This is a genomic window from Mesorhizobium sp. STM 4661, from assembly GCF_000359125.1.
GTDB lineage: Bacteria > Pseudomonadota > Alphaproteobacteria > Rhizobiales > Rhizobiaceae > Mesorhizobium.
In genome coordinates, this window is the sequence record NZ_CAAF010000062.1 from 1 (window position 1) to 26,654 (window position 26,654).

Sequence of the window (26,654 nt, forward strand, 5' to 3'; positions counted from 1 at the left end):
AGCCGTTGACGGCCTGCTTGTGCTGCACCGGATGGCTTTTCTTCAAGAGGTCGGACACCAGGAAGGCCAGCTCGATCGCCTGGTCGGCATTGAGGCGCGGGTCGCAATGGGTGTGGTAGCGATCCTGCAATTCCTCGGCGGTGATGGCGCGGGCGCCGCCCGTGCATTCGGTGACGTTCTTGCCGGTCATCTCGACATGGATGCCGCCCGGATGCGTGCCTTCGGCGCGATGCACCTCGAAGAAGGTCTGCACCTCCTTGAGGATGCGGTCGAATGGCCGCGTCTTGTAGCCGGCGGCTTCGATGGTGTTGCCATGCATCGGGTCGGACGACCAGACCACGCTGCGGCCTTCCTTCTGCACCGCCCGCACCAGCTTCGGCAAATGATCGGCGACTTTCTCGGAACCAAAGCGCGCGATCAGCGTCAGCCGGCCGGGCTCGTTTTCCGGGTTGAGCAGGTCGATGAGCTGCAAGAGGCCGTCCGGCGTCAGCGATGGACCGCATTTCAGCCCGAGCGGGTTCTTGATGCCCCGGCAATATTCGACATGGGCATGGTCGGGCTGGCGCGTGCGGTCGCCGATCCAGATCATGTGGCCCGAGGTGGCGTACCAGTCGCCGGAGGTCGAATCGACCCGGGTCAGCGCCTCCTCGTAACCGAGCAGCAGCGCCTCATGGCTGGTGTAGAAATCGGTCTCGCGCAGCGCGTAGTTGGTCTCCGAGGTGATGCCGACGGCCTTCATGAAGTCCATCGTCTCGGTGATGCGGTTGGCGAGCGCACCGTATTTCTCGCCCTGCGGGCTGTCGGACACGAAGCCGAGCATCCAGCGGTGCACGTTCTCCAAGCTGGCATAGCCGCCCTGCGCGAAGGCTCGCAAAAGGTTAAGCGTCGCCGCCGACTGGCGGTAGGCCATTTCCTGCCGTGCAGGATCGGGAATACGCGACTTGGCGTCGAACTCGATGCCATTGATGATGTCGCCGCGGTAGCTCGGCAGCGTCACGCCGCCCTTGGTTTCGCTATCGGACGAGCGCGGCTTGGCGAACTGGCCGGCGACACGGCCGACCTTCACCACCGGCTGCGCGCCGGCGAAGGTCAGCACTACGGACATCTGCAGGAAGACGCGGAAGAAGTCGCGGATATTGTCCGCGCCATGCTCGGCGAAACTCTCGGCGCAATCGCCGCCCTGGAGGAGGAATGCGTCACCGGCGGCGACAGCTGCAAGCTGCTTCTTCAGCTTGCGCGCCTCACCTGCAAAAACCAGCGGCGGAAAGCTGGCAAGCTGGGCTTCCGTGTTCTTCAGCGCATCGAGATCCGGATAGGCAGGAACCTGCTGGATCGGCTTTGCTCTCCACGAATTCGGCGACCATTTCGTCATCGTTGCACCAACGTTCTTTCAAGCAGGCGCCATCGCCCGCCGTTTCCGCCCTATATGGGATCGAGCTCCATACACGAAGCCGATTTCCTATTCTAGACCGGAATTGGCTGCCTGGCGAATGGCATAGCCTGGATGTCATTGCCATGCAGGTTGTCCATCGCAGGCTCTTGGCCAAGAGGTGCCTCGTGACATTTCACGTCCTCGCACCCGAGTTGGGCAATGACCATCAAGGGCTCAAGCCGAATTCTTTTTTACCCATGAGCGGCTTTTCAGAATTTCATTGCTATCTAAGTCTATAATATCAGTTGACTTTAATCCAAAGCCCCTCGGGTAGGGCTGGCAATCGAGGCTGCGCCTCTGTTCAAAAGGATTAAGGTCCCATGCGAAAACTGATTTCCGCCGCCCTTGTCGGGCTTGCCATAGCCGCCACATCCGCGGCAGCGCATGCCGACGACAAGAAAGTCGTCATCGCCTACCAGACCGGCGCCAATCCCTATAATCTTGGCATCGCCAATGGCGATCTCGCCAGGAAGACCGGCTGGGATATCGAATTCCGCCGCTTCAATTCCGGCGCCGACATTTTTGCCGCCATCGCATCCGGTGACGTCCAGATCGGCGACGTCGGATCGAGCCCGTTCGCCGCGGCCGTCAGCAAGGGCATCGACGTGAGGGCGTTCTACATCTCCTCGGTTTCGCGTGACGGCGAGGCCTTGGTGGTGCGCCCCGATATCAAGTCGCCGGCCGACCTGCGGGGCAAGAAGCTCGCCGCCGCGCCGGTGTCGACGGACCACTATCAGCTTCTCGCCGTCCTCAAGCAGGAAGGCATTTCCGAGAAGGAAACCCAGGTCATCGCCATTCCGCAGCCTGAGATCGTCGCGGCCTGGAAGCGCGGCGACATCGACGGGGCCTTTGTCTGGGATCCGGCACTCTCCGAACTCAAGAAGGACGGCAAAGTCCTGCTCACGGCCGGCCAGGTCGCCGATCGTGGCGCGCCGACCTTCAGCGCGCTGGTCGTGACCGGCGCGTTCGCCAAGGCCAATCCCGACTTCCTCGGCCAGTATGTCCGGCTGATCGACGGCTACAACACAACCTATCTGGCCAACCCGGCCGCCTGGGGGCCGGAGTCCGAGAACGCCAAGCTGATCGCCGGATTGCAGGGCGGCACGGCGGCCGAGAATTCGGAGCACTTGAAGACAACGGTCGTTCCGCCGCTCGACGATCAGGTGTCCGACAAATGGCTGGGCGGTGGTGAGAAAAGCGCCGTTGCGAAAATCCTCAAGGACACAGCAGGCTTTCTGAAGGACCAGCACAAGATCACCGCTATCAAGGACAGCTACGCCGCGTTCGCCGATCCGGAATATGCGGACGCTGCCAAGGCGTCGAACTAGAAATGGCCTCGACCTAGAATTTTCTGATACCCGGCCTGGTTGGTGGAAATCCTCCAACCAGGCTGTCCGGAGACCATCATGCTTCGAATCCGCGACGCCAGCGTCACCTTTCCGGCCTCGGACGGCGAGGAAGTACACGCGCTCGATCACATCTCGCTCGACATCGCTCCCGCTTCCATCGTTGTCGCGGTTGGTGCTTCCGGATGCGGCAAGTCGACATTGCTCAGTGCGATCGCCGGCTTCCTGCCGCTCACCGAAGGCACGATCACGCTGGACGGACGGAAAATCGAAGCGCCCGGCGGCGACCGCGGCGTCGTCTTCCAGAAGGATACCTTGCTGCCCTGGGCCAACGTGCTGGACAATGTTGCTCTCGGCCTGAAATTCCAGGGCGTGCCGCGCAGTGAACGCCGGGAGCGGTCAAGGCGTCTGCTGGAATTGGTCGGGCTCGCCGATTTTGCCGAAAAGCCGCCCTACGAACTGTCCGGCGGCATGCGCCAGCGCGTCGGCATCGCGCGAGCGCTGGCCACCGATCCGAAGATCCTTTTGATGGACGAGCCGTTCGGTGCCCTCGACAGCCTGACGCGCGAGACGATGCAGCAGCTTCTGGCCTCGGTCTGGGCCAAGACCGGCAAGCAAATCCTGTTCATTACCCATTCGATCGAGGAAGCCCTCACGCTCGGCACGACCATCGTTGTGATGTCGCCTCGGCCAGGCCGTATCGTTGCCCGGTTTGAAGCCGACTTCGTTCGCGACTTCGCGGAGAGCGGCGACATCGGGCCGATCCAATCCCACCCGCGTTTCATCGAACTGCGGCAGGAAATCCGCTCGCTCATCCACAAGCCCGAAGGCGCCCGAACAGGAAACTTGCAATGACGCTTGCCGCCAATTCCCGAACTTCATTCCCGCCCGCCACGGCTCCGCGCGAGCCGTCTTCTCGGCCGCGCCGGCCTGCATCGACAAGCACGCTCGGCATCAGCCTGGTCACGCTGGCGTCGCTGATTGCGTTGTGGTTCTTCGCCGCGCACTTCGGCTGGGCGTCGCCGCTTTTCCTGCCGTCGCCGGCCGAGGTGCTGACCCAGTTCAGCGCCGTGGCGGCCGACGGCTATGCCAACGGCACGCTGCTCGACCACATGCTGGCAAGCCTTGGCCGCATCGCCGCGGCTCTCGGCGTCGGCATTGTGCTGGGCATTCCGCTCGGCCTGCTGATGGGGCTCAATCGCTGGGTCAAGGGTATCTTCAGTGTTCCGATCGATCTCTATTGGGGCTTGCCGCCCTTGGCCTACCTGCCGCTGCTGATCATCTGGCTCGGCATCGGCGAGACCTCCAAGATCGTGCTGCTGTCCTTGTCGACCTTTGCCCCGATCTGCTTTGCGGCACAGGCCGGTGTCCGGTCCGTGCCTGCTGAACGGATCAATGCCGCGCTCTCCCTTGGCGCCAACCGGTTGCAATTGTTCAAGAGCATCATCCTTCCGTCTGCATTGCCGGAAATCATGACCGGCCTGCGGATTGCCATCGGCGCCGGATTGTCCACGCTGGTCGCGGCCGAGCTGATCGCGGCCCAGTCGGGCCTCGGTTACATGATCATGTCGGCGGCCAATTTCCTCGCCACCGACATCGTCTTCGTCGGTCTCATTGTCATCGCCGTCTTCGCTTTCGCCTTCACCAGCGGAATGCGCTGGCTGGAGCGCCGTCTCGTCCCCTGGAAAGGCAAGCTCTGACGCTTGCCGGTCAACACATTCCGTATCGCTGAAGGAACAATCCAATGTCCGACAACAGCCGTCCTCTCGACCTCTATTGGTACCTGCCGACCCATGGCGATGGACCTTACCTCGGCACGGACGAGCGGCACCGCCCGGCAACCTTCGGATATCTCAAGGAGATCGCTCAAGCCGCCGACCGGCTTGGCTTCAAGGGCGTGCTCTTGCCCACCGGAACGCGATGCGAGGACGCCTGGATCGTGGCGGCCGGGCTGATCCCGCTCACCGAACGGCTCAAGTTCCTCGTGGCACTTCGGCCGGGCAGCGGAACCCCGGCCTTGTTTGCTCGTCATGCGGCCACGCTGGACCGCATTTCGCGCGGCCGCGTCCTGCTCAACGTCGTCACCGGTGCGGATCCGGCCGACCTCGCCGGTGACGGCAACAGGCTCAGCCATGACGAGCGCTATGCGCAGACCGACGAGTTCCTGACCATCTGGCGGCGAATCCTTTCGGGTGAGCCGGCGGACTTCGAGGGCAAGTATCTTTCTGCCCACGGCACCGACATTTCCTTCCCGCCGGTTCAGCGGCCCCATCCACCGCTTTGGTTTGGAGGCTCTTCCGATGCCGGTATTGCAATCGCCGCCAAGCACGTGGACGCCTATCTGAGCTGGGGCGAACCGGTCGACCAGCTCGCTGAAAAAATCGATCGCGTGAAAAAGGCGGCGGCGACGCAGGGCCGCACGATCCGCTTCGGCCTTCGCATTCATCTGATCGTACGGGAAACGGAAGATGAGGCGTGGGCCGCCGCCGACCGGCTGATCAGCCACGTCACCGACGACCTGATCGCTGAAGCCCAGAACGGCTTCGTTCATATCTCGGAATCCGTTGGACAGAAGCGCATGTCGGCTCTGCATCAGGGCCGACGCGACCGGCTGGTCGTCGGTCCGAACCTGTGGGCAGGACCGGGCCTGGTGCGCGGGGGTGCGGGAACCGCCCTGGTCGGCAACCCAGACAATGTCGCTGCGCGAATCCGCGAGTATCAGGAGATCGGCATCGAGACGGTCATCGCCTCCGCCTATCCGCACCTCGAGGAGGTGTTCAACGTCGCCGAGCTTCTCTTTCCCAAGCTTGGCCTGAAAGGTGAATCGGCTCCGGCGGAGCGGAGTTGGGACGTGGAGTTCGGCCGTGGGGTGTCGCCACGGGTGAGCGTGGCAGCATCCTAAACGAAGGCAAGGGTGATCCGCATGTCCGGAATCCGCTACGCGGCCTTCTCCACCAGCCGCGCCAACTGCGTGATGACGACCGCCGAGCCAGCAAGCCGCTTCTCGGCCGTCGGCCAATCGCGGGTAAAGACAACGCTATGGTCTGGTCGGATCTTGGCCAGCGAACCCTGCTCGCCGATGAATTTGACCAGCCCGACCGGGTTGGAAAACTCGCGCTTGCGGAAGTGGATGACGACGCCCTTCGGCCCGGCGTCGAGCTTCTCGACATTGGCCTTGCGGCAGAGTGCCTTGATGAAGACGATCTTCAACAGATGCTTCACCTCTTCCGGCAGCGGGCCGAAACGGTCGATCAGTTCGGCGCCGAAAGCGTCGATCTCCTCTGTGTTTTCGAGATCGCCAAGGCGGCGATAGAGGGCGAGGCGCAATTGCAGGTCCGGTACATAGCTTTCCGGGATCATCACCGCCGTCCCGACGGCGATCTGCGGCGACCAGCCGCCATCCTGCACCTCGCCGGAATCCTTGACCTCGGCCACCGCCTCTTCCAGCATCTGCTGGTAGAGCTCGAAGCCGACCTCCTTGATGTGGCCGGACTGCTCTTCGCCGAGAAGATTGCCGGCGCCTCTGATATCGAGATCGTGGCTGGCAAGCTGGAAGCCGGCGCCAAGTGTGTCGAGCGACTGCAGCACCTTCAGCCGGCGCTCGGCGGTGTCGGTCAGCTTGCGGTTGGCCGGCAGCGTGAACAGCGCATAGGCGCGCACCTTCGAACGGCCGACACGACCACGCAACTGGTAGAGCTGTGACAGGCCGAACATGTCGGCGCGATGCACGATCAGCGTGTTGGCGGTCGGGATATCGAGGCCGGATTCGACGATGGTGGTCGACAAAAGCACATCGTACTGGCCGTCGTAGAAAGCGTTCATGATGTCGTCGAGTTCGCCGGGCGGCATCTGGCCGTGCGCCACCGCCACTTTCAACTCGGGCACAGATTCACGCAGGAAATCATGGATTTCCGCAAGATCACTAATGCGCGGCACGACATAGAAGGAATGGCCGCCGCGATAGCGCTCGCGCAGCAGCGTTTCGCGGATCACCAGCGGATCGAAGGGCGAGATGAAGGTGCGCACCGCCATGCGGTCGACCGGCGGCGTGGCGATCAGCGACAGCTCGCGCACGCCGGTCAGCGCCAGTTGCAGCGTTCGCGGGATCGGCGTTGCCGACAGCGTCAGCACATGCACATCGGTCTTCAGGTCCTTCAGCCTCTCCTTGTGCTTGACGCCAAAGTGCTGTTCCTCGTCGATGATCAGCAGGCCGAGATTCTTGAACGAGATCGCGGAACCGAGCAGCGCATGGGTGCCGACGACGATGTCGACCTGGCCCTCGGCGATGCCTTTCTTGGTTTCGGCCAGGTCCTTGGCGCCGACCAGCCGCGAGGCCTGGGCGACGCGGATCGGCAGGCCGGAGAAACGCTGCGAAAACGTCTTGAAATGCTGGCGCGACAACAGCGTTGTCGGCACCACGACCGCGACCTGGAACCCTTCCATCGCCGCAATGAAGGCGGCCCGCAGCGCCACCTCCGTCTTGCCGAAGCCGACATCGCCGCAGATCAGCCGGTCCATCGGCTTGCCGGCGGCCAGATCGTCCATGACCGAATCAATCGCCGTCTGCTGGTCGTCGGTCTCCTCATAGGGAAAACGCGCCGAGAACTCACCGTAGAGACCATCCGCCGGCACCAGAGCGGGTGCTGCGCGCATCTGCCGCTCTGCGGCAATGCGGATCAGCTGCCCGGCCATGTCGAGCAGGCGCCGCTTCAGCCGCGCCTTGCGCGACTGCCAGGCGCCGCCGCCGAGCTTGTCGAGAGACGCTTCGGCTGAATCCGAACCATAGCGCGATAGAAGCTCGATATTCTCCACCGGCAGGAACAGCCGGTCGTCGCCGGCATAGTGGATTTCGAGGCAGTCATGCGGCGCGCCGACCGCCTCGATGGTGCGCAGGCCGATGAAGCGGCCGATGCCGTGATCGGTGTGGACGACAATGTCGCCGGAGGACAGCGACGAGGCCTCGGCGATGAAGTCGGAAGCGCGCTTCTTGCGCTTCGAGCGCCGGATCAGCCGGTCGCCCAGAATGTCCTGCTCGGCGACGACGACCAGTCTTTCGGTCTCGAAGCCGGATTCAAGCGGCAGCACGGCGAGAGCCGCCTGCCCCGGCTCGAGCCTTTCCGCCTCGGCCAGCGTTGCAACGGGTTTGAGGTTGCCAAGATGATGTTCGGCCAGGATCTGGCCGAGCCGGTCGAGCGAGCCTTCGGTCCAGCCGGCGATGACGACGCGCCGCCGCTCCGCGCGCTCGTCGGCAATGTGCTTCACGACGACGTCGAAGACATTGATGCTGGGGTCGGCGCGCTCCTCGACGAAGCTGCGGCCATGCCGCGATCCGGCGTGGTAGACCTTTTTTGCACCGGCATCGGGCGCATCGAAGGCGGTGAAGTCGATTGCCTCGCGCGGCCCGAGCGACGCGACCAGGTTCTCGGGCGAGAGAAAAAGCAGATCCGGCGGCACCGGCTTGTAGGGCACTGCGTCCTTCAGCGCGCCATCTGCCTGTTTCCGGCGCGCCTCATAGTGGTCGAGGATCAGCGTATGGCGCTCGGCCAGCGCCTCATGCGCCAGATGATCGAAGACGACAGGCGTATCAGGCAGATAGTCGAACACGGTCTCCAGCCGCTCGTAGAAGAACGGCAGCCAGTGCTCCATGCCGGCAAAGCGTCGGCCCTCGCTGACCGCGGCGTAGAGCCCGTCGTCGCGCTGCGGCGCGCCGAAGGCTTCGATATAGGAGCGGCGGAAGCGGCGGATGGTTTCGGGCGTCAGCGCCACTTCGCTCATCGCCTGCAGCGCCATCGATCTGCGCTGCCCGGTGGTGCGCTGCGTAGCGGCGTCGAAGACGCGGATCGATTCCAGCGTGTCGCCGAAGAAATCGAGCCGCAATGCTTCCGTCCAGCCGGGCGCGAACAGGTCGAGAATGCCGCCGCGCACCGCGAACTCGCCGACGCCACGCACTGTCGGCACCCGCTCGAAGCCGGAAATCTCCAGCCGCGACACCAGCGCGTTCATGTCGATCTGGTTGCCGGGCCTGGCGTGAAACGTCTGCGCTTCCACCAGTCCGGCTGGTGGAATGCGCTGCAAAAGCGCATTGGCGGTGGTGAGGATGACGGCGCGATGCGGCTTCCTAGCCAGCGCGATCATCGCCGTCAGTGCATCGAGCCGCCTGGCGGCGGCATCCGAGCCGGGCGAAACGCGGTCGTAGGGCAAGCAATCCCAGGCCGGCAATTCCAGCACCGGCAGGCCGGGCGCCGCAAAGGCCAGCGCTTCCATGATCGCCGGCAGGCGCTGGCCGTCGCGCGCCACGAACAACACCGGCTTGTCGGGTGCGATCTCGTGCGCTGCCTGCACCAGTGCGAAGGCCTCGTAGCCGTCGGCGACGCCGTCGACGATGAACCGGCCGGCGCGGCCCTTTGGCAGGCCGATGGAAGGAATGAGGCTCATGAAATCACGTCGTTTTAGAAATTCATCGCCCGGCGCGATGCCAGGATTTTTTGCAGGACGGCACAGTCGATATCGGGCGGAACCGGGCGCTCGCCGGTGATCAGGGGCAGGAATTCGGTGTCGGGAATGTCGAGGAGCCTCTCATATTGGTCGATTTCATCGCCGGTCAAGACACCGATCTCGGCATCGGCGAAGCTGCCGAGGATCAAATCCATCTCGCGCATGCCACGATGCCACGAGCGGAACAGAAGCTTGCGGCGGCGGGCATCGAGCCCTTCGCTTGATCGTCTCGTTCCGGTCATCGTGCCGCATCCTTGCCTGAAGCGGCGCATATAGCGTGGATAGAGGACGGTGTCAGCCTTGCGCTGAGGCTGTCGCGACATAAGCTGACATCATGCGTCCTTCCATCCTCGACCCTTTGTTCGTCCCGATTACCTCGCTTGCCGGCGTCGGGCCGAAGGTAGGGGCGTTGATCGAGAAAGTGGTGGCCGCCGATCTTGGCGACCGCGCCGCGCGCGCCGGCGACCTCTTGTTCGTGCTGCCCAACACCGTCATCGACCGCCGCAACCGGCCCGGCATCGCTCTGGCGCCGGCAGGCGCCATCGTCACCCTCGACGTACGCATCGACCGCCACCAGCCGCCGCCGCGTGGCAACCGGTCGGTGCCGTACCGGGTCTATGCCCATGACGACACCGGCGAGATCGCGCTGACCTTCTTCCATGCGCACGCCGCCTATCTGGAAAAAGCGATGCCCGAGGGCGAGCATGTCGTGGTCTCCGGCCGCATGGAATGGTTCAACGGCCGCCCGACCATGGTCCATCCCGACCATATCGCGCTGGCCAATGATGCAGAAAACCTGCCGCTGGTCGAGCCGGTCTATCCGCTGACCGCCGGTCTCTCCGGCAAGGTATTGCGCCGGGCGATCGGCCAGGCGCTCGACCGTCTGCCGGAGCTTCCGGAATGGCAGGACGACGCCTTCATGCGCCGCCAGACTTTTCCGGCCTTCGGTGACGCGCTCGCCCGGATCCACTATCCGACAGATCCGATCGATGTGGCCATCGAGGGACCGGCGTGGCGGCGGCTTGCCTATGACGAGCTACTGGCCGGCCAGGTATCGCTGGCGCTGGTGCGGGCAAAAGTCCGCCGCCTGTCGGGCAGGCCGCTGATTGGCGACGGCCGCATCGTCGACAAACTGCGCGCGGCCCTGCCCTATTCACTGACTGCCAGCCAGGAATTCGCCCTGGCCGAGATCAACGCCGATCTCGCCGATCCCGAACGCATGCTGAGGCTTCTGCAGGGCGATGTCGGCTCCGGCAAGACGGTGGTGGCGCTGCTCGCCATGGCGCGCGCCGTCGAGGCTGGCGGCCAGGCCGCCTTGATGGCGCCGACCGAAATCCTGGCGCGCCAGCATCTTGCAACCATCACAACTCTGGCTGAGCGCGCCGGGTTGCGCGTCGCCATCCTCACCGGGCGTGAAAAGGGCCGTGAGCGCACAGACACGTTGGCCGGTCTGGCGAGCGGGGACATCGACATCGTCGTCGGCACCCACGCGCTGTTCCAGGAAACCGTAACGTTCCACGACCTCGTCTTCGCCGTCGTCGACGAACAGCACCGTTTCGGCGTCCATCAGCGGCTTGCGATCACCGCCAAGGGCGACGCGCCCGATATGCTGGTGATGACGGCGACGCCGATCCCGCGCACGCTGGTGCTGACCGCCTTCGGCGACATGGATGTGTCGAAACTGACCGAAAAACCGGCCGGCCGCCAGTCGATCCGCACCGTCACCTTGCCGCTGGAACGGCTCGACGAACTGATCGGCCGCATGCTCGACGCCGTCGCCGACGGACAGAAGATCTACTGGATCTGTCCGTTGGTCGAGGAATCCGAAGAGATCAAATTGATGTCGGCGGAGGACCGCTTTGCCTCGCTGTATCAGTTGTTCGGCGACCGGATCGGCCTCGTGCATGGCCGCATGAAGGGCGCCGAAAAGGACGAGGCGATGCGCGCTTTCAAGGCAGGCGAGACACGCATCCTGATCGCCACCACGGTCATCGAGGTCGGCGTCGACGTGCCCGATGCGACGATCATGGTCATCGAACACGCCGAGCGTTTTGGGCTTGCCCAGCTGCACCAGCTGCGCGGGCGGGTCGGACGCGGCGATAAGCCATCCTCCTGCGTGCTGCTCTACAAGGACCCGCTCGGCGAGACGGCAAAACGCCGGCTGTCGGTGATGCGCGAGACCGAGGACGGCTTCCGCATCGCCGAGGAGGATTTGAAACTGCGCGGCGAGGGCGAATTGCTCGGCACCCGCCAATCCGGCACGCCGGGCTTTCAGGTGGCGCGCATCGAGGCGCATGCCGACCTGCTTGAAGCCGCCCGTGACGACGCGCGCCTGATCCTGTCACGCGATCCGGAACTGCAATCCGAACGCGGCTCAGCCCTTCGGCTGCTGCTCTATTTGTTCGGCCGCGACGAGGCGGTGCGATTGCTGCGCGCCGGCTGAGGCCCGGCGCCGACCGACGGATTGGCAAGCGGGCCTTCAATCCGCTCGCCATTCAACGTCACCATCTTGGCCTTGACCTCCGGCGCCACCAAGCCGGCCGAGACGATCAGCTTGGCGCCGTCCTCTATCGTCATGTCGAGCAGCACGATGTCGGATTTCAGCACATACATCAGGAAGCCCGTGGTCGGGTTCGGCGTGCAGGGCATGAACACCGCGACCAGCGGATCGCCTTCCTGGTCGAGCTTCTGGTTGATCTCTGTTTCCTTCTCGCTGGCAACGAAAACCAGCGACCAGACGCCCTTGCGCGGATATTCGACCAGCCCGACCTGCCGGAACATGTCGCCCTTATTGGACAGCACGGTCTGAAAGATCTGCTTCAGCGAGCCGTATATGCCGCGCACCAGCGGCATGCGGCCGAGCAGGCGCTCGCCGAAATTGACGATGGCGCGGCCGACAATGTTGGCGGTCATGAAACCGATCAGCGTGATCAGGACCAGAGCGACGATCAGCCCGAAACCTGGAACCGGGAACGGCAGGTACGTGTCCGGGCTGTAGCGCGCGGGAATATAGGGTTTTACCCAGGAATCGACCCAGCCGATGAAGGACCAGGCGATGTAGGCGGTGATCGCCAGCGGCGCGCAGACGATGAAGCCCGTCAGGAAATAATTCCGCAGCCGGGTCATGCCTGAAGTTCTGAGAGCATCGGACATGGTTCACACCGCGGCGCAGATTGCAGCGCGACATTAATGAACCGGAAGGCACTTTGGAATTGCGAAGTTTTTAAACGACGCCCGTTATGCCGCAGCTTCGAGCGGCTCGATCTTCTCCAGCTCAGGCGCGAGTTTCCTCGCCTGGGTTTCAAGCTCGAATGCTTGCTGGAAATTCATCCAGAACTGGGGCGACGTGTTAAAGAACCTGGCAAGACGAAGAGCCGTATCAGGAGTCAGGCCGATCTCCTCCTTTACAATACGCTCGATACGGGTGCGCGGAAGATTGAGTTTTCTTGCCAACGCGCCGGCACTCATACCGAGAGGAACGAGATACTCCTCGCGCAGGAATTCTCCGGGGTGGATGGGGCGTGCGAACTTGAGCATAGCTCAGTATCCTCAAAGGGTTAGGGGCGAATGCCCGCTCAAAGGTATCAATGGTAGTCGACGATCTCCACGTCTTCGGCACCGGCAGTGGTCCATCTGAAACAGATACGCCATTGGTCGTTGATGCGTATCGAATGCTGCCCGGCGCGGCCTCCTTTCAAAGCTTCGAGGTGGTTTCCGGGCGGCGATCGAAGGTCGTTCAGTTGGGCGGCATTGTCGATCGCCCGAAGACGGCGTTCAGCGCGAGCAACCAAATCCGGCGGAAACCCTTTCGGCGCCCTACCCGCCGCAACCGCTTCCACCGCCCTGCCTTTGAACGAAACGATCAAAGTTGCACCCCTCATTTTGTATCATACACCGATACAAAATGATTTGCAACATGAAGTATCAATTACTGATACGAAATCTCCGCTGGACTTCGCGGCGAGAGCCTATTCCACCGTCACCGATTTCGCCAGATTGCGCGGTTGGTCGACGTCGGTGCCCATGAACACGGCGGTGAAATAGGCGAGCATCTGGATCGGCAACGCGTAGATGATCGGCGAGATGATTTCCGGCACGTCGGGCAGGATGATCGTCTCAATCGTCTTGACGCTGGCTTGCGCCGCGCCCTTGCTGTCGGTGATCAGGATGATCTTGCCGCCCCGCGCCGCCACTTCCTGCATGTTCGATACGGTCTTCTCGAAGATGCGGTCATGCGGGGCAATGACGATCACCGGCATGTTCTCGTCGATCAGCGCGATCGGGCCATGCTTCAACTCGCCCGCGGCATAGCCCTCCGCGTGGATATAGGAAATCTCCTTGAGCTTCAGCGCGCCTTCCATGGCCAACGGAAAATTGGTGTCGCGGCCGAGATAGAGCACGTTCTTGTAGTGTGAGAGGTCGCGCGCGACCTTTTCGATCTGCCCGTCGAGCTTCAGCACCTGATTGGCATAGCGCGGCGCCTCCGACAGCTCACGCACCAGCGTCTTTTCCTGCTCCCGCGAAATCGTTCCCCGCGCCACGCCGGCCCGCACGGCAAGCGACGCCAGCACGGACAACTGGCAGGTGAAAGCCTTGGTCGAGGCGACGCCGATCTCCGGGCCGGCCAGCGTCGGCAGGATGACGTCGGATTCGCGCGCCATCGTCGATTCGCGCACATTGACGACCGCACCGATCTTCATCCCGGCCTTGCGGCAATAGCGCAGCGAGGCGAGCGTGTCGGCGGTCTCGCCCGATTGCGAGATGAAGAAGGCGGCATCGTTCTTCGACAGCGGCATTTCGCGGTAGCGGAATTCCGAGGCGACATCGATGTCGACCGGCAGCCGCGCATAGCGTTCGAACCAGTATTTGCTGATCAGGCCGGCCAGATAGGCGGTGCCGCAGGCCGAAATCGCCAGCCGGTCGATCTTGGCGAAGTCAAAAGGCAGGTCGAGCGGCTTCGAGACTCCGCCAACAAAATCCACATAATGCGCCAGCGTGTGCGAGATGACTTCGGGCTGTTCATGGATTTCCTTTTCCATGAAATGGCGCCGATTGCCCTTGTCGACCATGAAGGACGTGCTGAGCGACTGCTGGCGCTTGCGGTCGACCTTGTTGCCCTCCATATCGAAAATGGCAATCTCGTTGCGTCGCACCACCGCCCAATCGCCATCCTCCAGATAGGTGATCGAATTGGTGAACGGGGCAAGCGCGATGGCGTCGGAGCCCAGGAACATCTCGCCATCGCCATGGCCGACGGCCAGCGGCGGGCCGTTGCGCGCGCCGACGATCAGGTCCTCGTCTCCCCTAAACATGATGGCCAGCGCAAAGGCGCCTTCCAGCCGCTTCAGCGCCTGGTGCGCGGCCTCGACCGGCTTCAAGCCCTTGGCCAGCTCGCGCGCCACCAGATGGGCGACGACCTCGGTGTCGGTCTGCGATGAAAATGTGTAGCCGTCGCGCATCAGTTCATCGCGCAATTCGGCGAAATTCTCGATGATGCCGTTATGGACGATGGCGACGCCGTCGGAAAAATGCGGATGCGCGTTGGTTTCGTTCGGCACGCCATGCGTTGCCCAGCGCGTGTGGCCGATGCCGATCATGCCGTCGAGCGGTTCGTCCTTCAGCAGGCGCTCGAGATTGATCAGCTTGCCTTCGGCGCGGCGGCGCCCGAGCTGGCCGCCCTCGACCGTGGCGATACCGGCCGAATCATAGCCGCGATATTCCAGCCGTTTCAACGCGTCGACGATGAGCGGCGCCACCGGCGAGTGACCAACAATTCCAACGATACCGCACATTGCCGCTTGCCCCCGATTGCCCGCATAAACCCAGCGTTATTTAGGGACGGCCGGGCTGCCGCGAAAATCACATTGCGTTTCGTCCCGTATCAGCCGGAACTGTTCTTGCACAGATGCACCATGACAGGGCGCTCTTGCAATCCGGTTACCATGATCGCTCGGTTTCTCCCTACCCCTATCCTATCTGCCTCGGCGGTTCCTGAAATCCGTCAAAGACATGACGCGATTATGAACGAACAATCGGCTAGTGCCTTCAACAAGGCGGTCGGCGGCGAAACAGCGCTGGCACGAATGTCCTTGGGCTAGCTTTTTTTCCGGGCTGCCGCGGCCGAGGCAAAACGCTCGCGCAGCTCCTTACCCTTGCCGGCCAGCGTCCTCTGGCGGGCGCGGCCGAAGGCCAGCGCGTCGTCGGGCACGCTTTCGGTGATGACGCTGCCCGAGGCGATGTAACCGCCCTTGCCGATGGTAATAGGCGCCACCAGCGAGGAGTTCGAACCAACGAAGGCCCCTTCGCCGATATCGGTGAAGAACTTCGAATAGCCGTCATAGTTGCAGGTGATGGTGCCGGCGCCGATATTGGCGCCGGCGCCGATGCGGGCATCGCCGATATAGGTCAGATGATTGACCTTGGCGCCCTCCTCGATCGTCGCCTGCTTGACCTCGCAGAAATTGCCGACCTTGGCCTTTTGCTTCAGGTCCGCGCCTGGCCGCAGCCGGGCGAACGGCCCGACATCGCAGTCGGAAGCGATGGTGGCGCCTTCTATATGGCTGAAGGCATGGATCTTCGCGCCCGCGGCGATCTTCACGCCCGGCCCGAACCAGACATTGGGCTCGACGATCGTGTCGGCGCCAATCTCGGTGTCGTGCGAGAAGAATACGGTTTCCGGCGCAATCAGCGTCACGCCGGAGAGCATCGCCTCGCGACGCCGGCGCGTCTGCCAGATGCCTTCGGCCTCGGCAAGTTCGGCGCGGTTGTTGATGCCGAGCGCATTCTCGAAACTGGCCTCCGTGGCGACGACATCGAGGCCTTGCGCGGCGGCGATCTCGACGATGTCGGTGAGGTAGTATTCGCCCTTGGCGTTCTTGTGACCGACGGCATCGAGCAGCTTCAGCGCCTGCTTGCCGGCGATTGCCATCAGCCCGCCATTGCAGAAGGTGATTTTCTTTTCTTCGTCCGTGCAGTCCTTTTCCTCGCGAATGGCGATGAGTTTGCCGCCCTTTTCGATCAAGCGGCCATAGCCGGAAGGATTTGACGTGCGGAAGCCGACCACGACGACGGCAGTGCCTTTGGCCAGCTTCTGCCGCGCGGCGATCAGAACCTCTGGATCGATCAGCGGCGTATCGCCAAACATCACCAGGATGTCGTCGTAACCCTTTGATATCGCATCACGAGCCGCCAGCACGGCATGCGCGGTGCCGAGCCGTTTCTCCTGGACGAAGCTCTCGGCCTTCGGCGCGAATTTCTGCGCTGCCTTGCGCATTTCTTCCGCCCCGTGACCGATGACCAGCGCCTGATCGCCGGCGCCGGCGGCCTCCGCAGCCTTCACGACATGGGCGACCATCGGCAGGCCGGCGATCTTATGCAGCACCTTCGGCAACGCACTCTTCATACGCGTGCCTTCACCGGCAGCGAGGATGACGGACAGGCAGGATCTCTGGCTCATGGAACGGCAACCATATGAAAAAGGGGTGGGAATCGGAGAATAGATAGCATTGGCGCCATGCTGCACCAATGCGGTTAAATTCCGGTGAGATGGTCGAGCAGCTGACTCTTAATCAGCGGGTCTACGGGTTCGATCCAAGGCACTGGCAAGGGCGTGCATCTGGGCGACCTACCCCAGTTGGCCCAGCACCGGGAAATTCTCCAGCAGCCAGTAGGATACGGTCTGGACGCCGCCGGTAAGGAAAAACACCCCCGCGACGACCAGCAGCGCACCGATGGCCTTTTCGACGCGACCGAGATGGACGCGGAATTTGCCGAGGAAACGCATGAAAGCGCCGGAAAACAGCGCCGCGATCAGGAACGGGATGCCGAGGCCGAGCGAATAGGCGGCGAGCAGCAGCGCACCCTCGCCCACCGTCTCGCGGCCGCCGGCCAGCGTCAGGATCGGCCCCAGAACCGGTCCGATGCAGGGCGTCCAGCCGAAAGCGAAGGCCAGCCCCATGACATAGGCGGCGATCAGGCTGGCCGGTTTTCCCTGCGACTGGAAGCGCGCCTCACGAGATAGCAGCGGGATGCGCAATATGCCGAGGAAATTCAATCCCATCAGGATGATGAGCACCCCGGCCGCCATCGCCAGCGGTTCCTGCCAGACACGCAGCCAATGGCCGATGGTCGAAGCGCCGGCGCCGAGCGCCACGAAGACGGTGGAAAAACCGAGCACGAAGGCGATCGAGGAAAAAATCAACGCGCCGCGCGCGCCCACCTTGGCCGTGACACCGGCCTCGCCCCGGAAATCGTCAACCGAGACGCCGGCCATGTAGCAGAGATAGGGCGGCACCAGCGGCAATACGCAAGGCGACAAGAACGAGATCGCCCCCGCGCCGATCGCGCTGACATAGCCGATATCCAGTACCACTTCGGTATCCTTATGTATGTTTGCGCTGCCATATAGCCGCGACCACGTCGGTCCGCCAATTACCATCGCGTGGCAAGTCGTCGCCCTGTTCTGAGGACCTGGTCAACAGAATTGCGGGAAGAAAGCACCGGCAGGCAGCGTTGATTGGCAAGAGGCCGCGATTTTGCGCGCGCTTCCTGGATCACCCGAGGAGATTTCCATGAAAACGATCACAGTCGGGCTGGCGGTGCTTTTGCTCGCCACCGCCGCCTCCCATGCCGCCGAAGCTTGGAAGGAAGCGGATGTCGGAGGCGCCAAGATCTACACCGACGCCAACGGCATGACGCTTTACACCTACGACAAGGACGAGAAGGGCAAGTCGAACTGCTACGACAAATGCGCCACCAACTGGCCGCCGCTCAAGGCCGAGGCCGACGCCAAGGCCGAGGGCGAATGGACCGTCGTCGAGCGCACCGACGGCACCAAGATGTGGGCCTATGAAGGCAAGCCCCTCTATACATTCATCAAGGACAAGAAGGCCGGCGATGTGACCGGCGACGGCGTCGGCGAGGTCTGGCATATCGCCAAGGCCGACTGAGCCCCGGACCCACTTTTCGAATCCCGCTCTAACGGGCGGGAACGCGGCTGGTCGCCGGGTTTTCACCCCACCACCCCCCGGCGGCCAGTTCCTCCTTGCCTGTGGTCCTGCGTCCCGCGCACAGTAGACGATGCGACTGGCCGAGGCGCTCCTTCGCCAAAATTGGCTGTTAAAACGGTGAACATTCCTGGATTGCATAGCCGGTGCAAGACATGCATTTTGAGCGCTTGCCCTTGACCGGATGCAAAAGCGCGGCCATGTGAGCGACAAATTATACGAGATTTCGTCGCGCGCAGCGGAATCCTTCTGCCGCACCACAGCTGATATGAGACCTCATGGACGTCGTCGTCGTCGAATCGCCGGCCAAGGCGAAGACAATCAACAAGTACCTCGGCAAGAACTACAAGGTTCTGGCCTCGTTCGGCCATGTCCGCGATCTTCCGGCCAAGGACGGCTCGGTGCGCCCGGATGAGGACTTTGCGATGTCCTGGGCCGTCGACACCGCCTCGGGCAAGCGCCTGGCCGACATCGCCAAGGCGGTCAAGGACGCCGACGGCCTGATTCTGGCCACCGACCCCGACCGCGAGGGAGAGGCCATTTCCTGGCATGTTCTGGAAGTGCTGAAGCAGAAGCGCGCGCTGAAGGACAAGCCGGTCAGCCGCGTCGTCTTCAACGCCATCACCAAGTCGTCGGTTCTGGAAGCGATGGCAAATCCGCGCCAGATCGACGGTCCGCTGGTCGACGCCTATCTCGCCCGCCGCGCACTCGACTATCTGGTCGGCTTCACGCTGTCGCCCGTTCTGTGGCGCAAGCTGCCGGGCGCCCGTTCCGCCGGCCGCGTCCAGTCGGTGGCATTGCGTCTCGTCTGCGACCGCGAATCGGAGATCGAGCGCTTCATCCGGGAGGAATACTGGCAGATCGCCGCCATCCTCGGCACACCGCGCAAGGAAAACTTCGAGGCGCGGCTGACTGTCTTCGAGCGCAAGAAGCTGCAAAAGCTCGACATTTCGAACAAGGCGCAGGCCGACGACATCAAGTCGATGCTCGAGGGCGCGACCTTCAAAGCGGTGTCGGTGGAAGCCAAGCCGACCAGGCGCAACCCCGGCCCGCCCTTCACCACCTCGACGCTGCAGCAGGCCGCCTCCTCGCGCCTCGGCTTTTCGGCCAGCCGCACCATGCAGGTGGCGCAGCGGCTCTATGAAGGCATGGAGATCGGCGGCGAGACCACCGGCCTGATCACCTATATGCGAACCGACGGCGTGCAGATGGCGCCGGAAGCGATTGACGCCGCACGCGACGCCATCGCTAAGGAGTTCGGGCCAAGATATCTGCCCGAAAAGCCGCGTCTTTACACGACCAAGGCCAAGAACGCCCAGGAGGCGCACGAGGCGATCCGCCCGACCGATTTCATGCGCACCCCGGCTTCGGTCAGGCAATATCTCGATGCCGACCAGGCACGGCTTTACGAGATGGTGTGGAAACGCGCCATTGCCAGCCAGATGCAACCGGCCGAGATCGAGCGCACAACGGTGGAGATCGAGGCGGTCAACGGCGCGCGCACCGCGGAGCTTCGCGCCGTCGGCTCGGTCGTTCGCTTCGACGGCTTCATCGCCGCCTACACAGAGCAGAAGGACGAGGATTCCGAGGACGAGGAAGATCGCCGTCTGCCCGAGATCCGGGCCGGCGAACAGCTCGCCCGCGAGGCAATCAAGGCCACCCAGCACACCACCGAGCCGCCGCCCCGCTACTCGGAAGCCTCGCTGATCAAGAAGCTGGAAGAGCTCGGCATCGGCCGTCCCTCGACCTATACGGCGATCCTGAAGACGCTCGAGGACCGCGACTACGTCACCATCGACAAGCGCAAGCTGGTGCCGCAGGCCAAGGGTCGGCTGTTGTCGTCCTTCCTCGAAAGCTTCTTCCGGCGCTATGTCGAGTACGACTTCACTGCCTCGCTTGAAGAGAAGCTCGACGAGATTTCCGACGGCAAGCTCGCCTGGAAGGACGTGCTGCGCGATTTCTGGAAGGATTTTTCCGGCGCGGTCGCCGACATCAAGGAACTGCGCGTCACCGACGTGCTCGATGCCTTGAACGAGGAACTGGCGCCGCTGGTGTTTCCCGCGCGAGAAGACGGTTCGAACCCCCGCATCTGCCCGAAATGCGGCAGCGGCAACCTCTCGCTGAAGCTCGGCAAGTTCGGCGCCTTCGTCGGCTGCTCGAACTATCCCGAATGCTCGTTTACCCGCCAGCTTGGCGACGCCGCCAATCCCAACGGTGAGAACGGCAATGGCGAGGACGGCACCAAGGTGCTCGGCAAGGACCCCTACACGGCGGAGGAAATCACGCTGCGCAGCGGCCGCTTCGGCCCCTATATCCAGCGCGGCGACGGCAAGGAAGCCAAACGCTCCAGCCTGCCCAAGGGCTGGACGGTCGACTCGATCGACCATGAAAAGGCGCTTGCCCTGCTTGCGCTGCCGCGCGACGTAGGCAAGCATCCGGAGAGCGGCAAGATGATCTCCGCCGGGCTCGGCCGCTATGGTCCCTTCGTGCTGCACGACGGCACTTACGCCAATCTCGACAGCATCGAGGACGTGTTCTCGATCGGACTCAACCGCGCCGTGTCGGTGATCGCGGAGAAGCAGTTGAAGGGCAAGGGCGGCCGCAACGGTGGCACGCCCGCCGCCTTGAAAGAACTTGGCGACCATCCTGACGGCGGCGGCAAGATCGTCGTGCGCGACGGCAAATACGGGCCTTACGTGAATTTCGGCAAGGTCAATGCCACCTTGCCGAAGGGCAAGGACCCGCAGTCCGTGACCATCGAGGACGCCGTGGCGCTGATTGCCGAGAAGGAAGCCAAGGGCGGTGGCGGGAAGAAGCCATTCCGCCGGGCGGCCGCATCGGCCGCGAAGCCGGCAGCGGCCAAGAAGCCGACCGCCAAGAAAAAAGGATAGGCCGGCGTGGCGCGCAAGATCACCGGACGAAGCCACGGCGATCCGCGCACCGCCGACACAAGGGCCAGGGTCAAGGACGATTACCGGCCCTCTCGCGACGAAATCCTGCGCTACATCGCAGAAAACCCGGATCGCTCCGGCAAACGCGACATCGCCAAGGCCTTTGCGCTGCGCGGCGAGGACCGTATCTGGCTCAAGGACATGCTTCGCGACCTGCAGGACGAGGGCTTGCTGACCAAGGAGCGCAAGCGGCTTGCCCGCGTCGGCGCCCTGCCCCATGTCGCCGTGCTAGACATCTTTGGCCGCGACGGCGACGGCGTGCTGTTGGCGCATCCGGCCGAAGCGGTAGGCAGTGGCGAGCCTCCAGTCGTCTCGATCCGCGTATCACGCGGCGGCAATGGCCCGGCGCCGGGCATCGGCGACCGCGTGCTGGCCAAGACCTTCCCGACCGACGATGCGAGTGCCGCCCCGGGTGGCCCTGCCTACACCGGGCGGGTGATGAAGATTTTCGAAAAGCGTACCGATGCCGTTCTCGGGGTTTTTCGCGTGCTGAAGGATGGTACCTTCCGCATCGAGCCGGTGGAAAGGCGCCAGCCCGAACTGATCGTCGACAAGGAGTTCCAGAACGGCGCGAAGAACGGCGACCTGGTCGAAGTCGAGCCGGCGCGGGCCTCCCGCTACGGGCTGCCGCGCGCCAAGGTGCTGACGGTGCTGGGTTCGCTGACCAGCGAGAAGGCGGTCTCGATGATCGCCATCCATGCGCACGACATTCCGCACATCTTTCCGGCCGATGTCATCGCCGAGGCCGAAGCGGTCAAGCCGGCGACGCTGGCCGGCCGCGAGGATTGGCGCGACCTGCCGCTGGTCACCATCGATCCGGCCGACGCCAAGGACCATGACGACGCGGTGTTCGCCATACCGGACCCCGACGAGAAGAACCCCGGCGGCATGGTCGTCACCGTGGCGATTGCCGATGTCGCCGCCTATATCAATTATGGCACGGCGCTCGACCGCGAGGCGCTCAAGCGCGGCAATTCGGTCTATTTCCCGGATCGCGTCGTGCCGATGCTACCGGAGCGCATCTCCAACGATCTGTGTTCGCTGCGCGAAGGCCAGGACCGCCCGGCACTGGCCGTGCGCATGACGTTCTCGGCCGATGGCCACAAGCTCAGGCATTCGTTCCACCGCGTCATGATGAAATCGGTGGCCAAGCTTGCATACCCGCAGGCGCAGGCCGCGATCGATGGCGCGCCCGACGACAAGACCGGCCCAATCCTCGACACCGTGCTGAAGCCGCTATGGGATGCCTACACCATCCTCAAGCGCGGCCGCGATGCACGCCAGCCATTGGAACTTGACCTGCCGGAGCGCAAGATCCTGCTCAAGCAGGACGGCACCGTCGACCGCGTCGTCGTGCCGGAGCGGCTCGACGCCCACAGGCTGATTGAAGAATTCATGATCCAGGCCAATGTCGCCGCCGCCGAAACATTGGAGGCGAAGCGGCAGGCCTTGGTCTATCGCATCCACGACGCGCCCTCGCTCGCCAAGCAGGAATCGCTGCGCGAGTTCCTGCAGACGCTCGGTTTGTCGCTGGCGCGTGGCGCGCAGATGCGGCCGGCCCAGTTCAACGGCATTCTGGAGCGCGTCAGCGGCGCCGACAATGAAGGGCTGGTCAACGAAGTGGTGCTGCGCTCGCAAAGCCAGGCCGAATACTCGCCCAAGAATATCGGCCATTTCGGCCTCAATCTGAAACGCTACGCGCATTTCACCTCGCCGATCCGCCGCTATGCCGACCTGATCGTGCATCGCGGGCTGATATCAGCACTTGGCCTCGGTCCGGGCGGTCTGACGCAGAATGAGGCGGAACGGCTGGAAGAGGTTTCGGTGCTGATTTCCGGTACCGAACGCCGCGCCATGGCCGCCGAGCGCGACACCGTCGACCGGCTGATCGCCGCCTATCTCGCCGAGCGCGTCGGCGACCGTTTCGACGCGCGCATTTCGGGCGTCACCAAATCGGGACTATTTGTCCAATTGCCGCAGTTTGGCGCGGATGGTTTCATCGCGGTGTCCAGTCTGGACGGCGATTACTATATATATGACGAAACTGCCCGATCGCTTTTCGGAGAACGCACCGGCAAGGGCTATCAGCTTGCCGACCGCGTCGAGGTTCGCCTGATCGAGGTGGCGCCCATGGCAGGCGCAATGCGTTTCGAGATGCTGACCGACCCAAAGCCGCTGCCCGGCTCCAAACGGTCGTTTCACAAGGCCAAGGGCCGCGCCCGGGCGTCGCAATCGCGTCCCGGCCCGCGCGGCAGGAGACGGTAATGGCAAAAGAACTGGGAATGGTACCGCAGGTTTTCGGCGGCGAACATCACTCGGGCCGGACCGCCCGGCCGCTTTGGACCGCGATGAAGCGTGGCCTGCTCGGCCGCTGCCCGCATTGCGGCGAAGGCAAGCTGTTTCGCGCCTTCGTCAAGACCGTCGATAAATGCGAGGTTTGCGGCGAAGAGCTTTACCACCACCGCGCCGACGACCTGCCCGCCTATCTGGTGATCGTCATCGTCGGCCACATAGTGCTCGGCGCCTTCATGGGTGTCGAGGCGACCTCCACCCTCTCCACCTGGCAGCATATCGCCATCTGGGTGCCGCTGACCATTCTTCTGGCAGTCGCGTTGCTGCAGCCGGTCAAGGGCGCTGTCATCGGCCTGCAATGGGCGCTCTATATGCACGGCTTCGGTGGCGAAGAGGACAGGATCGAATCTCATCCCGAGGCTTGAAACAGAAACTGGCGCAATCGGCGATGGCTGAACGCCACTTTCGCATGGCAGAAGATTCCGCTAGGTCGTGCGCATGGATGGTATGACCAAGGCGGACATCGACAAGGTCGAGCGGAGTGCGGCTGTACTTGGCACAAGCCCAATTCGCCCGCGCGATGCCGCAACGCTGATCCTGCTCGACCGCAAGGGCGACGAGTTCCTGGTGCTGATGGGTCGGCGTCACGCCCGTCACGCCTTCATGCCGGGCAAGTTCGTCTTTCCTGGCGGCCGCACCGATCCGGCCGACAGCCATATTCCCGTTGCCACTGCCCTTCACCCCAAGGACGAAGCGGGCCTCACCGCCGGTCTTGGCCGCACGAGTCCGGCCCGCGCCCGCGCCATCGCGCTTTCGGCGATCCGCGAGACCTATGAGGAGGCTGGCCTGCTTATCGGCCAGAAAGGTGCCCTGGCGACGACCACGCGCGACTGGCAGGGCTTCGTCGAGCATGGCGTAAGACCGTCGCTGGACGCACTGCGCTTCATTGCACGCGCCATCACGCCGCCGAACCGGGTGCGCCGTTTCGACACACGCTTTTTCAGCGCCTGGCGCGGCGATGTCGCGGTGGAGTTGCCTGATGGCGGCCCGACCAACGAGTTGGAGGAACTGGTCTGGCTGCCGCTTGCCAAAGCCAGGGAGGCCGATGTTCCTGACATCACGCGGACGCTGCTGGAGGAACTGGAGCGTCGGCTCGCCGATGATCCGCTCCTGCTTCCCGGCGGTTCCGTGCCGTTCTACCGGTCTGTCCGCAATCGCTTTGTCCGCGAAATTCTGTAGAGCATAGAGCATCCACATCCCATGACGGTCGATACCCAGCAAAAGGGCGAGGAACGCGTACACTGGTTGCCGATGGTCGCGGCGATCTCGTCGATCAGCGTCGTCGGCATCGCCATCGGCCTCGGCATGCCGCTGCTCAGCGTCATCCTGGAAACGCGCGGTCATTCGGCGTCGATGATCGGCCTCAACACCGCGGTCGCCGGCCTGGCCTCGATCGCCGGTGCACCGCTTGCCACCCCGCTTGCCATGCGGTTCGGCGTCGCCTGGACCATGATTGCCATGATTGTCGCCGGTGCGCTGGCCTTTGTCGGCTTCCATTTCGCGCCGGATTTCTGGATGTGGTTTCCGCTGCGCGTCGTGCTGCATATCGCACTGACGGTGCTGTTCATCCTGTCGGAATTCTGGATCAGCACGTCGGCGCCGCCGCACCGGCGTGGCCTTGTGCTCGGCATCTACGCCACGGTCCTGTCGCTTGGCTTTGCTGCCGGGCCATGGCTGTTCGCCCATCTCGGCAGCTCCGGCTTCAGGCCCTTCGGCGTCATCATCGGCCTGGTGACGCTGGCCGCAATACCGGTGCTCGCGGCGCGCAACGAGAGCCCGACAATCGTCTCCGACGGCGAAACCAGCAATTTCCTGCGCTACATCTGGCTGGTGCCGACGGCGACGGCGGCCGTGCTGGTCTTCGGCGCCGTCGAAACCGGCGGCTTTGCACTGTTCCCGATTTACGGCAACCGCATCGGCTACTCCGAAGCCAATGCCGCACTTCTCCTCACCATGATCGGTCTCGGCAACGTGCTGTTGCAGATCCCCATAGGCATGATCAGCGACCGCGTCAGCGACCGTCGCTATCTGCTGCTGGCTTGCGCCATCGTCGGGCTCGCCGGCACGATCTTCATGCCTTTCTTTGCTCAGAACTGGCATCTGATGGCAGCACTTCTGTTCGTTTGGGGCGGCGTGGTCGCCGCCATGTACACGATCGGGCTTGCCCATCTCGGCTCGCAGCTTTCCGGCCACGAACTGGCCAAGGCCAATGCCGCCTTCGTGCTCTGCTACGGCGTCGGCATGGTGCTTGGTCCGCAAGCGATCGGTATCGGCATGGATGCGTTCGGCCCATCCGGCTTCGGCTGGTCGCTCGGCCTGTTCTTCGCCGCCTATATCGCCCTGGTCGCCTTCAGGCTCGTGCGGAAAATCCTGTAGCGCGACGCCGTCGCCGATCCCCTTCTTCGCCACGCACCGCGACAGGCTGCTGACATCACCGTGTCAGTAGCACCCCTGCTATATCAGCGCTCCAAACCACCCTCAGCAGGGAGACATCAGATGATCGACAGTGGTTTTGAAACGAAATCGGTGCGGATGGAATTGCTGCTGCTTGTCAGCTTTCAGGCGCCCCCCGCCGACGTCGACCGCATCATGGAAGCGGTGATCGCGATCACCCCGCTCGGCATGGGCAACTACGACAGCAACGCCTTCCAGTCGGCGGGTGGCATCGAGCGCTACCGGCCACTCGAAGGCGCCGCCGCCGGCGCCGAGACGGTTTTGCGGGAGCGGCCGGGCACCGTCGAAGTGTCGTTCGAACTGCCCGACGACCAGCGGCTGGCCGAGCGCGTCGTCGAGGCGATCCATCAGGCGCACTCCTATCAGGAGCCGGTGATCCGCATCCAGCCGTTGCTCGCCAGCCGCACGAAGGGTCTCGACGACCGCTCCAACCCGAACCGCTGGTGGAACACGACGGGCGACTGGAAGAAGGCGGCTGCGTCGATCAAGGAAGACGCATAGAATCGGACAGCGGCCTTCCCTTCTCCCCTTTGTGGGAGAAGGTGGCCGAGCGAAGCTCGGTCGGATGAGGGGTGTTCCAGCTAGACACTGCCGGCACTCCGTCCAGCACCCCTCAACC

Annotated in this window: 21 protein-coding genes; 12 read left to right on the forward strand and 9 right to left on the reverse strand. The window is 63.4% G+C overall.

Features of this window, described 5'->3' with window-relative positions; translation table 11 throughout:
* A partial coding sequence (locus MESS4_RS20115; RefSeq protein ID WP_036241739.1) for a 3-deoxy-7-phosphoheptulonate synthase class II occupies positions 1 to 1,372 on the reverse strand: 1,372 nt, incomplete at its 3' end.
* A 380-nt stretch (positions 1,373 to 1,752) separates the two neighbouring features.
* Between MESS4_RS20115 and tauA the strand changes: the two genes are divergently transcribed.
* The 4 genes from tauA to ssuD all read left to right on the forward strand — a co-directional run bounded on the left by tauA (position 1,753) and on the right by ssuD (position 5,680).
* Entirely contained in the window at positions 1,753 to 2,760 is a 1,008-nt protein-coding gene (gene tauA / locus MESS4_RS20120) for a taurine ABC transporter substrate-binding protein (RefSeq protein WP_006334941.1), read from the forward strand.
* Positions 2,761 to 2,838: 78 nt separating this feature from the next.
* Positions 2,839 to 3,633: an ABC transporter ATP-binding protein gene (locus MESS4_RS20125; RefSeq protein ID WP_006334943.1), complete on the forward strand. Its 795-nt coding sequence runs from the start codon at positions 2,839 to 2,841 to the stop codon at positions 3,631 to 3,633.
* The gene (locus MESS4_RS20130; RefSeq protein ID WP_006334945.1) at positions 3,630 to 4,478 is read left to right on the forward strand and encodes an ABC transporter permease subunit; all 849 of its coding nucleotides are present in this window, start codon (positions 3,630 to 3,632) and stop codon (positions 4,476 to 4,478) included. The genes MESS4_RS20125 and MESS4_RS20130 overlap by 4 nt, the downstream gene beginning before the upstream one ends.
* Before the next feature lie 44 nt (positions 4,479 to 4,522).
* Complete coding sequence (gene ssuD, locus MESS4_RS20135) at positions 4,523 to 5,680, forward strand: FMNH2-dependent alkanesulfonate monooxygenase (protein WP_006334948.1); 1,158 nt, start codon at positions 4,523 to 4,525, stop codon at positions 5,678 to 5,680.
* Between the two features lie 35 nt (positions 5,681 to 5,715).
* On the opposite strand, the gene mfd is transcribed toward ssuD, so the two are convergent.
* Complete coding sequence (mfd, locus tag MESS4_RS20140) at positions 5,716 to 9,213, reverse strand: transcription-repair coupling factor (protein WP_006334950.1); 3,498 nt, start codon at positions 9,211 to 9,213, stop codon at positions 5,716 to 5,718.
* Between the two features lie 14 nt (positions 9,214 to 9,227).
* Entirely contained in the window at positions 9,228 to 9,515 is a 288-nt protein-coding gene (locus MESS4_RS20145; protein WP_006334951.1) for a succinate dehydrogenase assembly factor 2, read from the reverse strand.
* A 92-nt stretch (positions 9,516 to 9,607) separates the two neighbouring features.
* Here MESS4_RS20145 and recG point away from each other — a divergent pair, with 92 nt between their 5' ends.
* Positions 9,608 to 11,716 (forward strand): ATP-dependent DNA helicase RecG, encoded by a 2,109-nt coding sequence (gene recG / locus MESS4_RS20150; RefSeq protein WP_006334952.1) that lies wholly within the window; start codon positions 9,608 to 9,610, stop codon positions 11,714 to 11,716.
* Here the strand turns inward: recG and MESS4_RS20155 are convergent.
* From MESS4_RS20155 to MESS4_RS20180, 6 genes are all read right to left on the reverse strand, one after another.
* Positions 11,668 to 12,426 carry a DUF502 domain-containing protein gene (locus MESS4_RS20155; protein WP_081609805.1) on the reverse strand — a complete coding sequence of 253 codons (759 nt, stop codon included), beginning with the start codon at positions 12,424 to 12,426 and terminating at the stop codon, positions 11,668 to 11,670. The genes recG and MESS4_RS20155 overlap by 49 nt on opposite strands.
* A gap of 84 nt (positions 12,427 to 12,510) precedes the next feature.
* Entirely contained in the window at positions 12,511 to 12,810 is a 300-nt protein-coding gene (locus MESS4_RS20160; RefSeq protein WP_006334954.1) for a HigA family addiction module antitoxin, read from the reverse strand.
* Positions 12,811 to 12,857: 47 nt separating this feature from the next.
* Positions 12,858 to 13,139, reverse strand: coding sequence for a type II toxin-antitoxin system RelE/ParE family toxin (locus MESS4_RS20165; protein ID WP_036241742.1), 282 nt, complete (start codon positions 13,137 to 13,139; stop codon positions 12,858 to 12,860).
* A gap of 102 nt (positions 13,140 to 13,241) precedes the next feature.
* Complete coding sequence (gene glmS / locus MESS4_RS20170; RefSeq protein ID WP_036241743.1) at positions 13,242 to 15,065, reverse strand: glutamine--fructose-6-phosphate transaminase (isomerizing); 1,824 nt, start codon at positions 15,063 to 15,065, stop codon at positions 13,242 to 13,244.
* A gap of 302 nt (positions 15,066 to 15,367) precedes the next feature.
* On the reverse strand, positions 15,368 to 16,729 hold the full coding sequence (glmU, locus tag MESS4_RS20175) for a bifunctional UDP-N-acetylglucosamine diphosphorylase/glucosamine-1-phosphate N-acetyltransferase GlmU (protein WP_006334959.1): 1,362 nt from the start codon (positions 16,727 to 16,729) through the stop codon (positions 15,368 to 15,370).
* A 168-nt stretch (positions 16,730 to 16,897) separates the two neighbouring features.
* Positions 16,898 to 17,644: a cytochrome c biogenesis CcdA family protein gene (locus MESS4_RS20180; RefSeq protein ID WP_006334961.1), complete on the reverse strand. Its 747-nt coding sequence runs from the start codon at positions 17,642 to 17,644 to the stop codon at positions 16,898 to 16,900.
* 199 nt (positions 17,645 to 17,843) lie between these two features.
* Between MESS4_RS20180 and MESS4_RS20185 the strand changes: the two genes are divergently transcribed.
* From MESS4_RS20185 to MESS4_RS20215, 7 genes are all read left to right on the forward strand, one after another.
* Positions 17,844 to 18,221: a hypothetical protein gene (locus MESS4_RS20185; protein WP_006334963.1), complete on the forward strand. Its 378-nt coding sequence runs from the start codon at positions 17,844 to 17,846 to the stop codon at positions 18,219 to 18,221.
* A gap of 335 nt (positions 18,222 to 18,556) precedes the next feature.
* On the forward strand, positions 18,557 to 21,169 hold the full coding sequence (gene topA / locus MESS4_RS20190) for a type I DNA topoisomerase (RefSeq protein WP_006334965.1): 2,613 nt from the start codon (positions 18,557 to 18,559) through the stop codon (positions 21,167 to 21,169).
* Between the two features lie 6 nt (positions 21,170 to 21,175).
* Positions 21,176 to 23,494, forward strand: coding sequence for a ribonuclease R (gene rnr / locus MESS4_RS20195; protein ID WP_006334967.1), 2,319 nt, complete (start codon positions 21,176 to 21,178; stop codon positions 23,492 to 23,494).
* A complete protein-coding gene (locus tag MESS4_RS20200; RefSeq protein ID WP_006334968.1) occupies positions 23,494 to 23,946 on the forward strand; it encodes a DUF983 domain-containing protein in 453 nt (150 codons plus the stop codon). Before rnr ends, MESS4_RS20200 begins: the two co-directional genes overlap by 1 nt.
* A gap of 73 nt (positions 23,947 to 24,019) precedes the next feature.
* On the forward strand, positions 24,020 to 24,760 hold the full coding sequence (locus MESS4_RS20205) for an NUDIX domain-containing protein (protein WP_006334969.1): 741 nt from the start codon (positions 24,020 to 24,022) through the stop codon (positions 24,758 to 24,760).
* Between the two features lie 21 nt (positions 24,761 to 24,781).
* Entirely contained in the window at positions 24,782 to 25,957 is a 1,176-nt protein-coding gene (locus MESS4_RS20210; protein WP_006334970.1) for an MFS transporter, read from the forward strand.
* Positions 25,958 to 26,077: 120 nt separating this feature from the next.
* The gene (locus tag MESS4_RS20215) at positions 26,078 to 26,536 is read left to right on the forward strand and encodes a hypothetical protein (protein WP_006334971.1); all 459 of its coding nucleotides are present in this window, start codon (positions 26,078 to 26,080) and stop codon (positions 26,534 to 26,536) included.
* Positions 26,537 to 26,654: the final 118 nt, after the last annotated feature.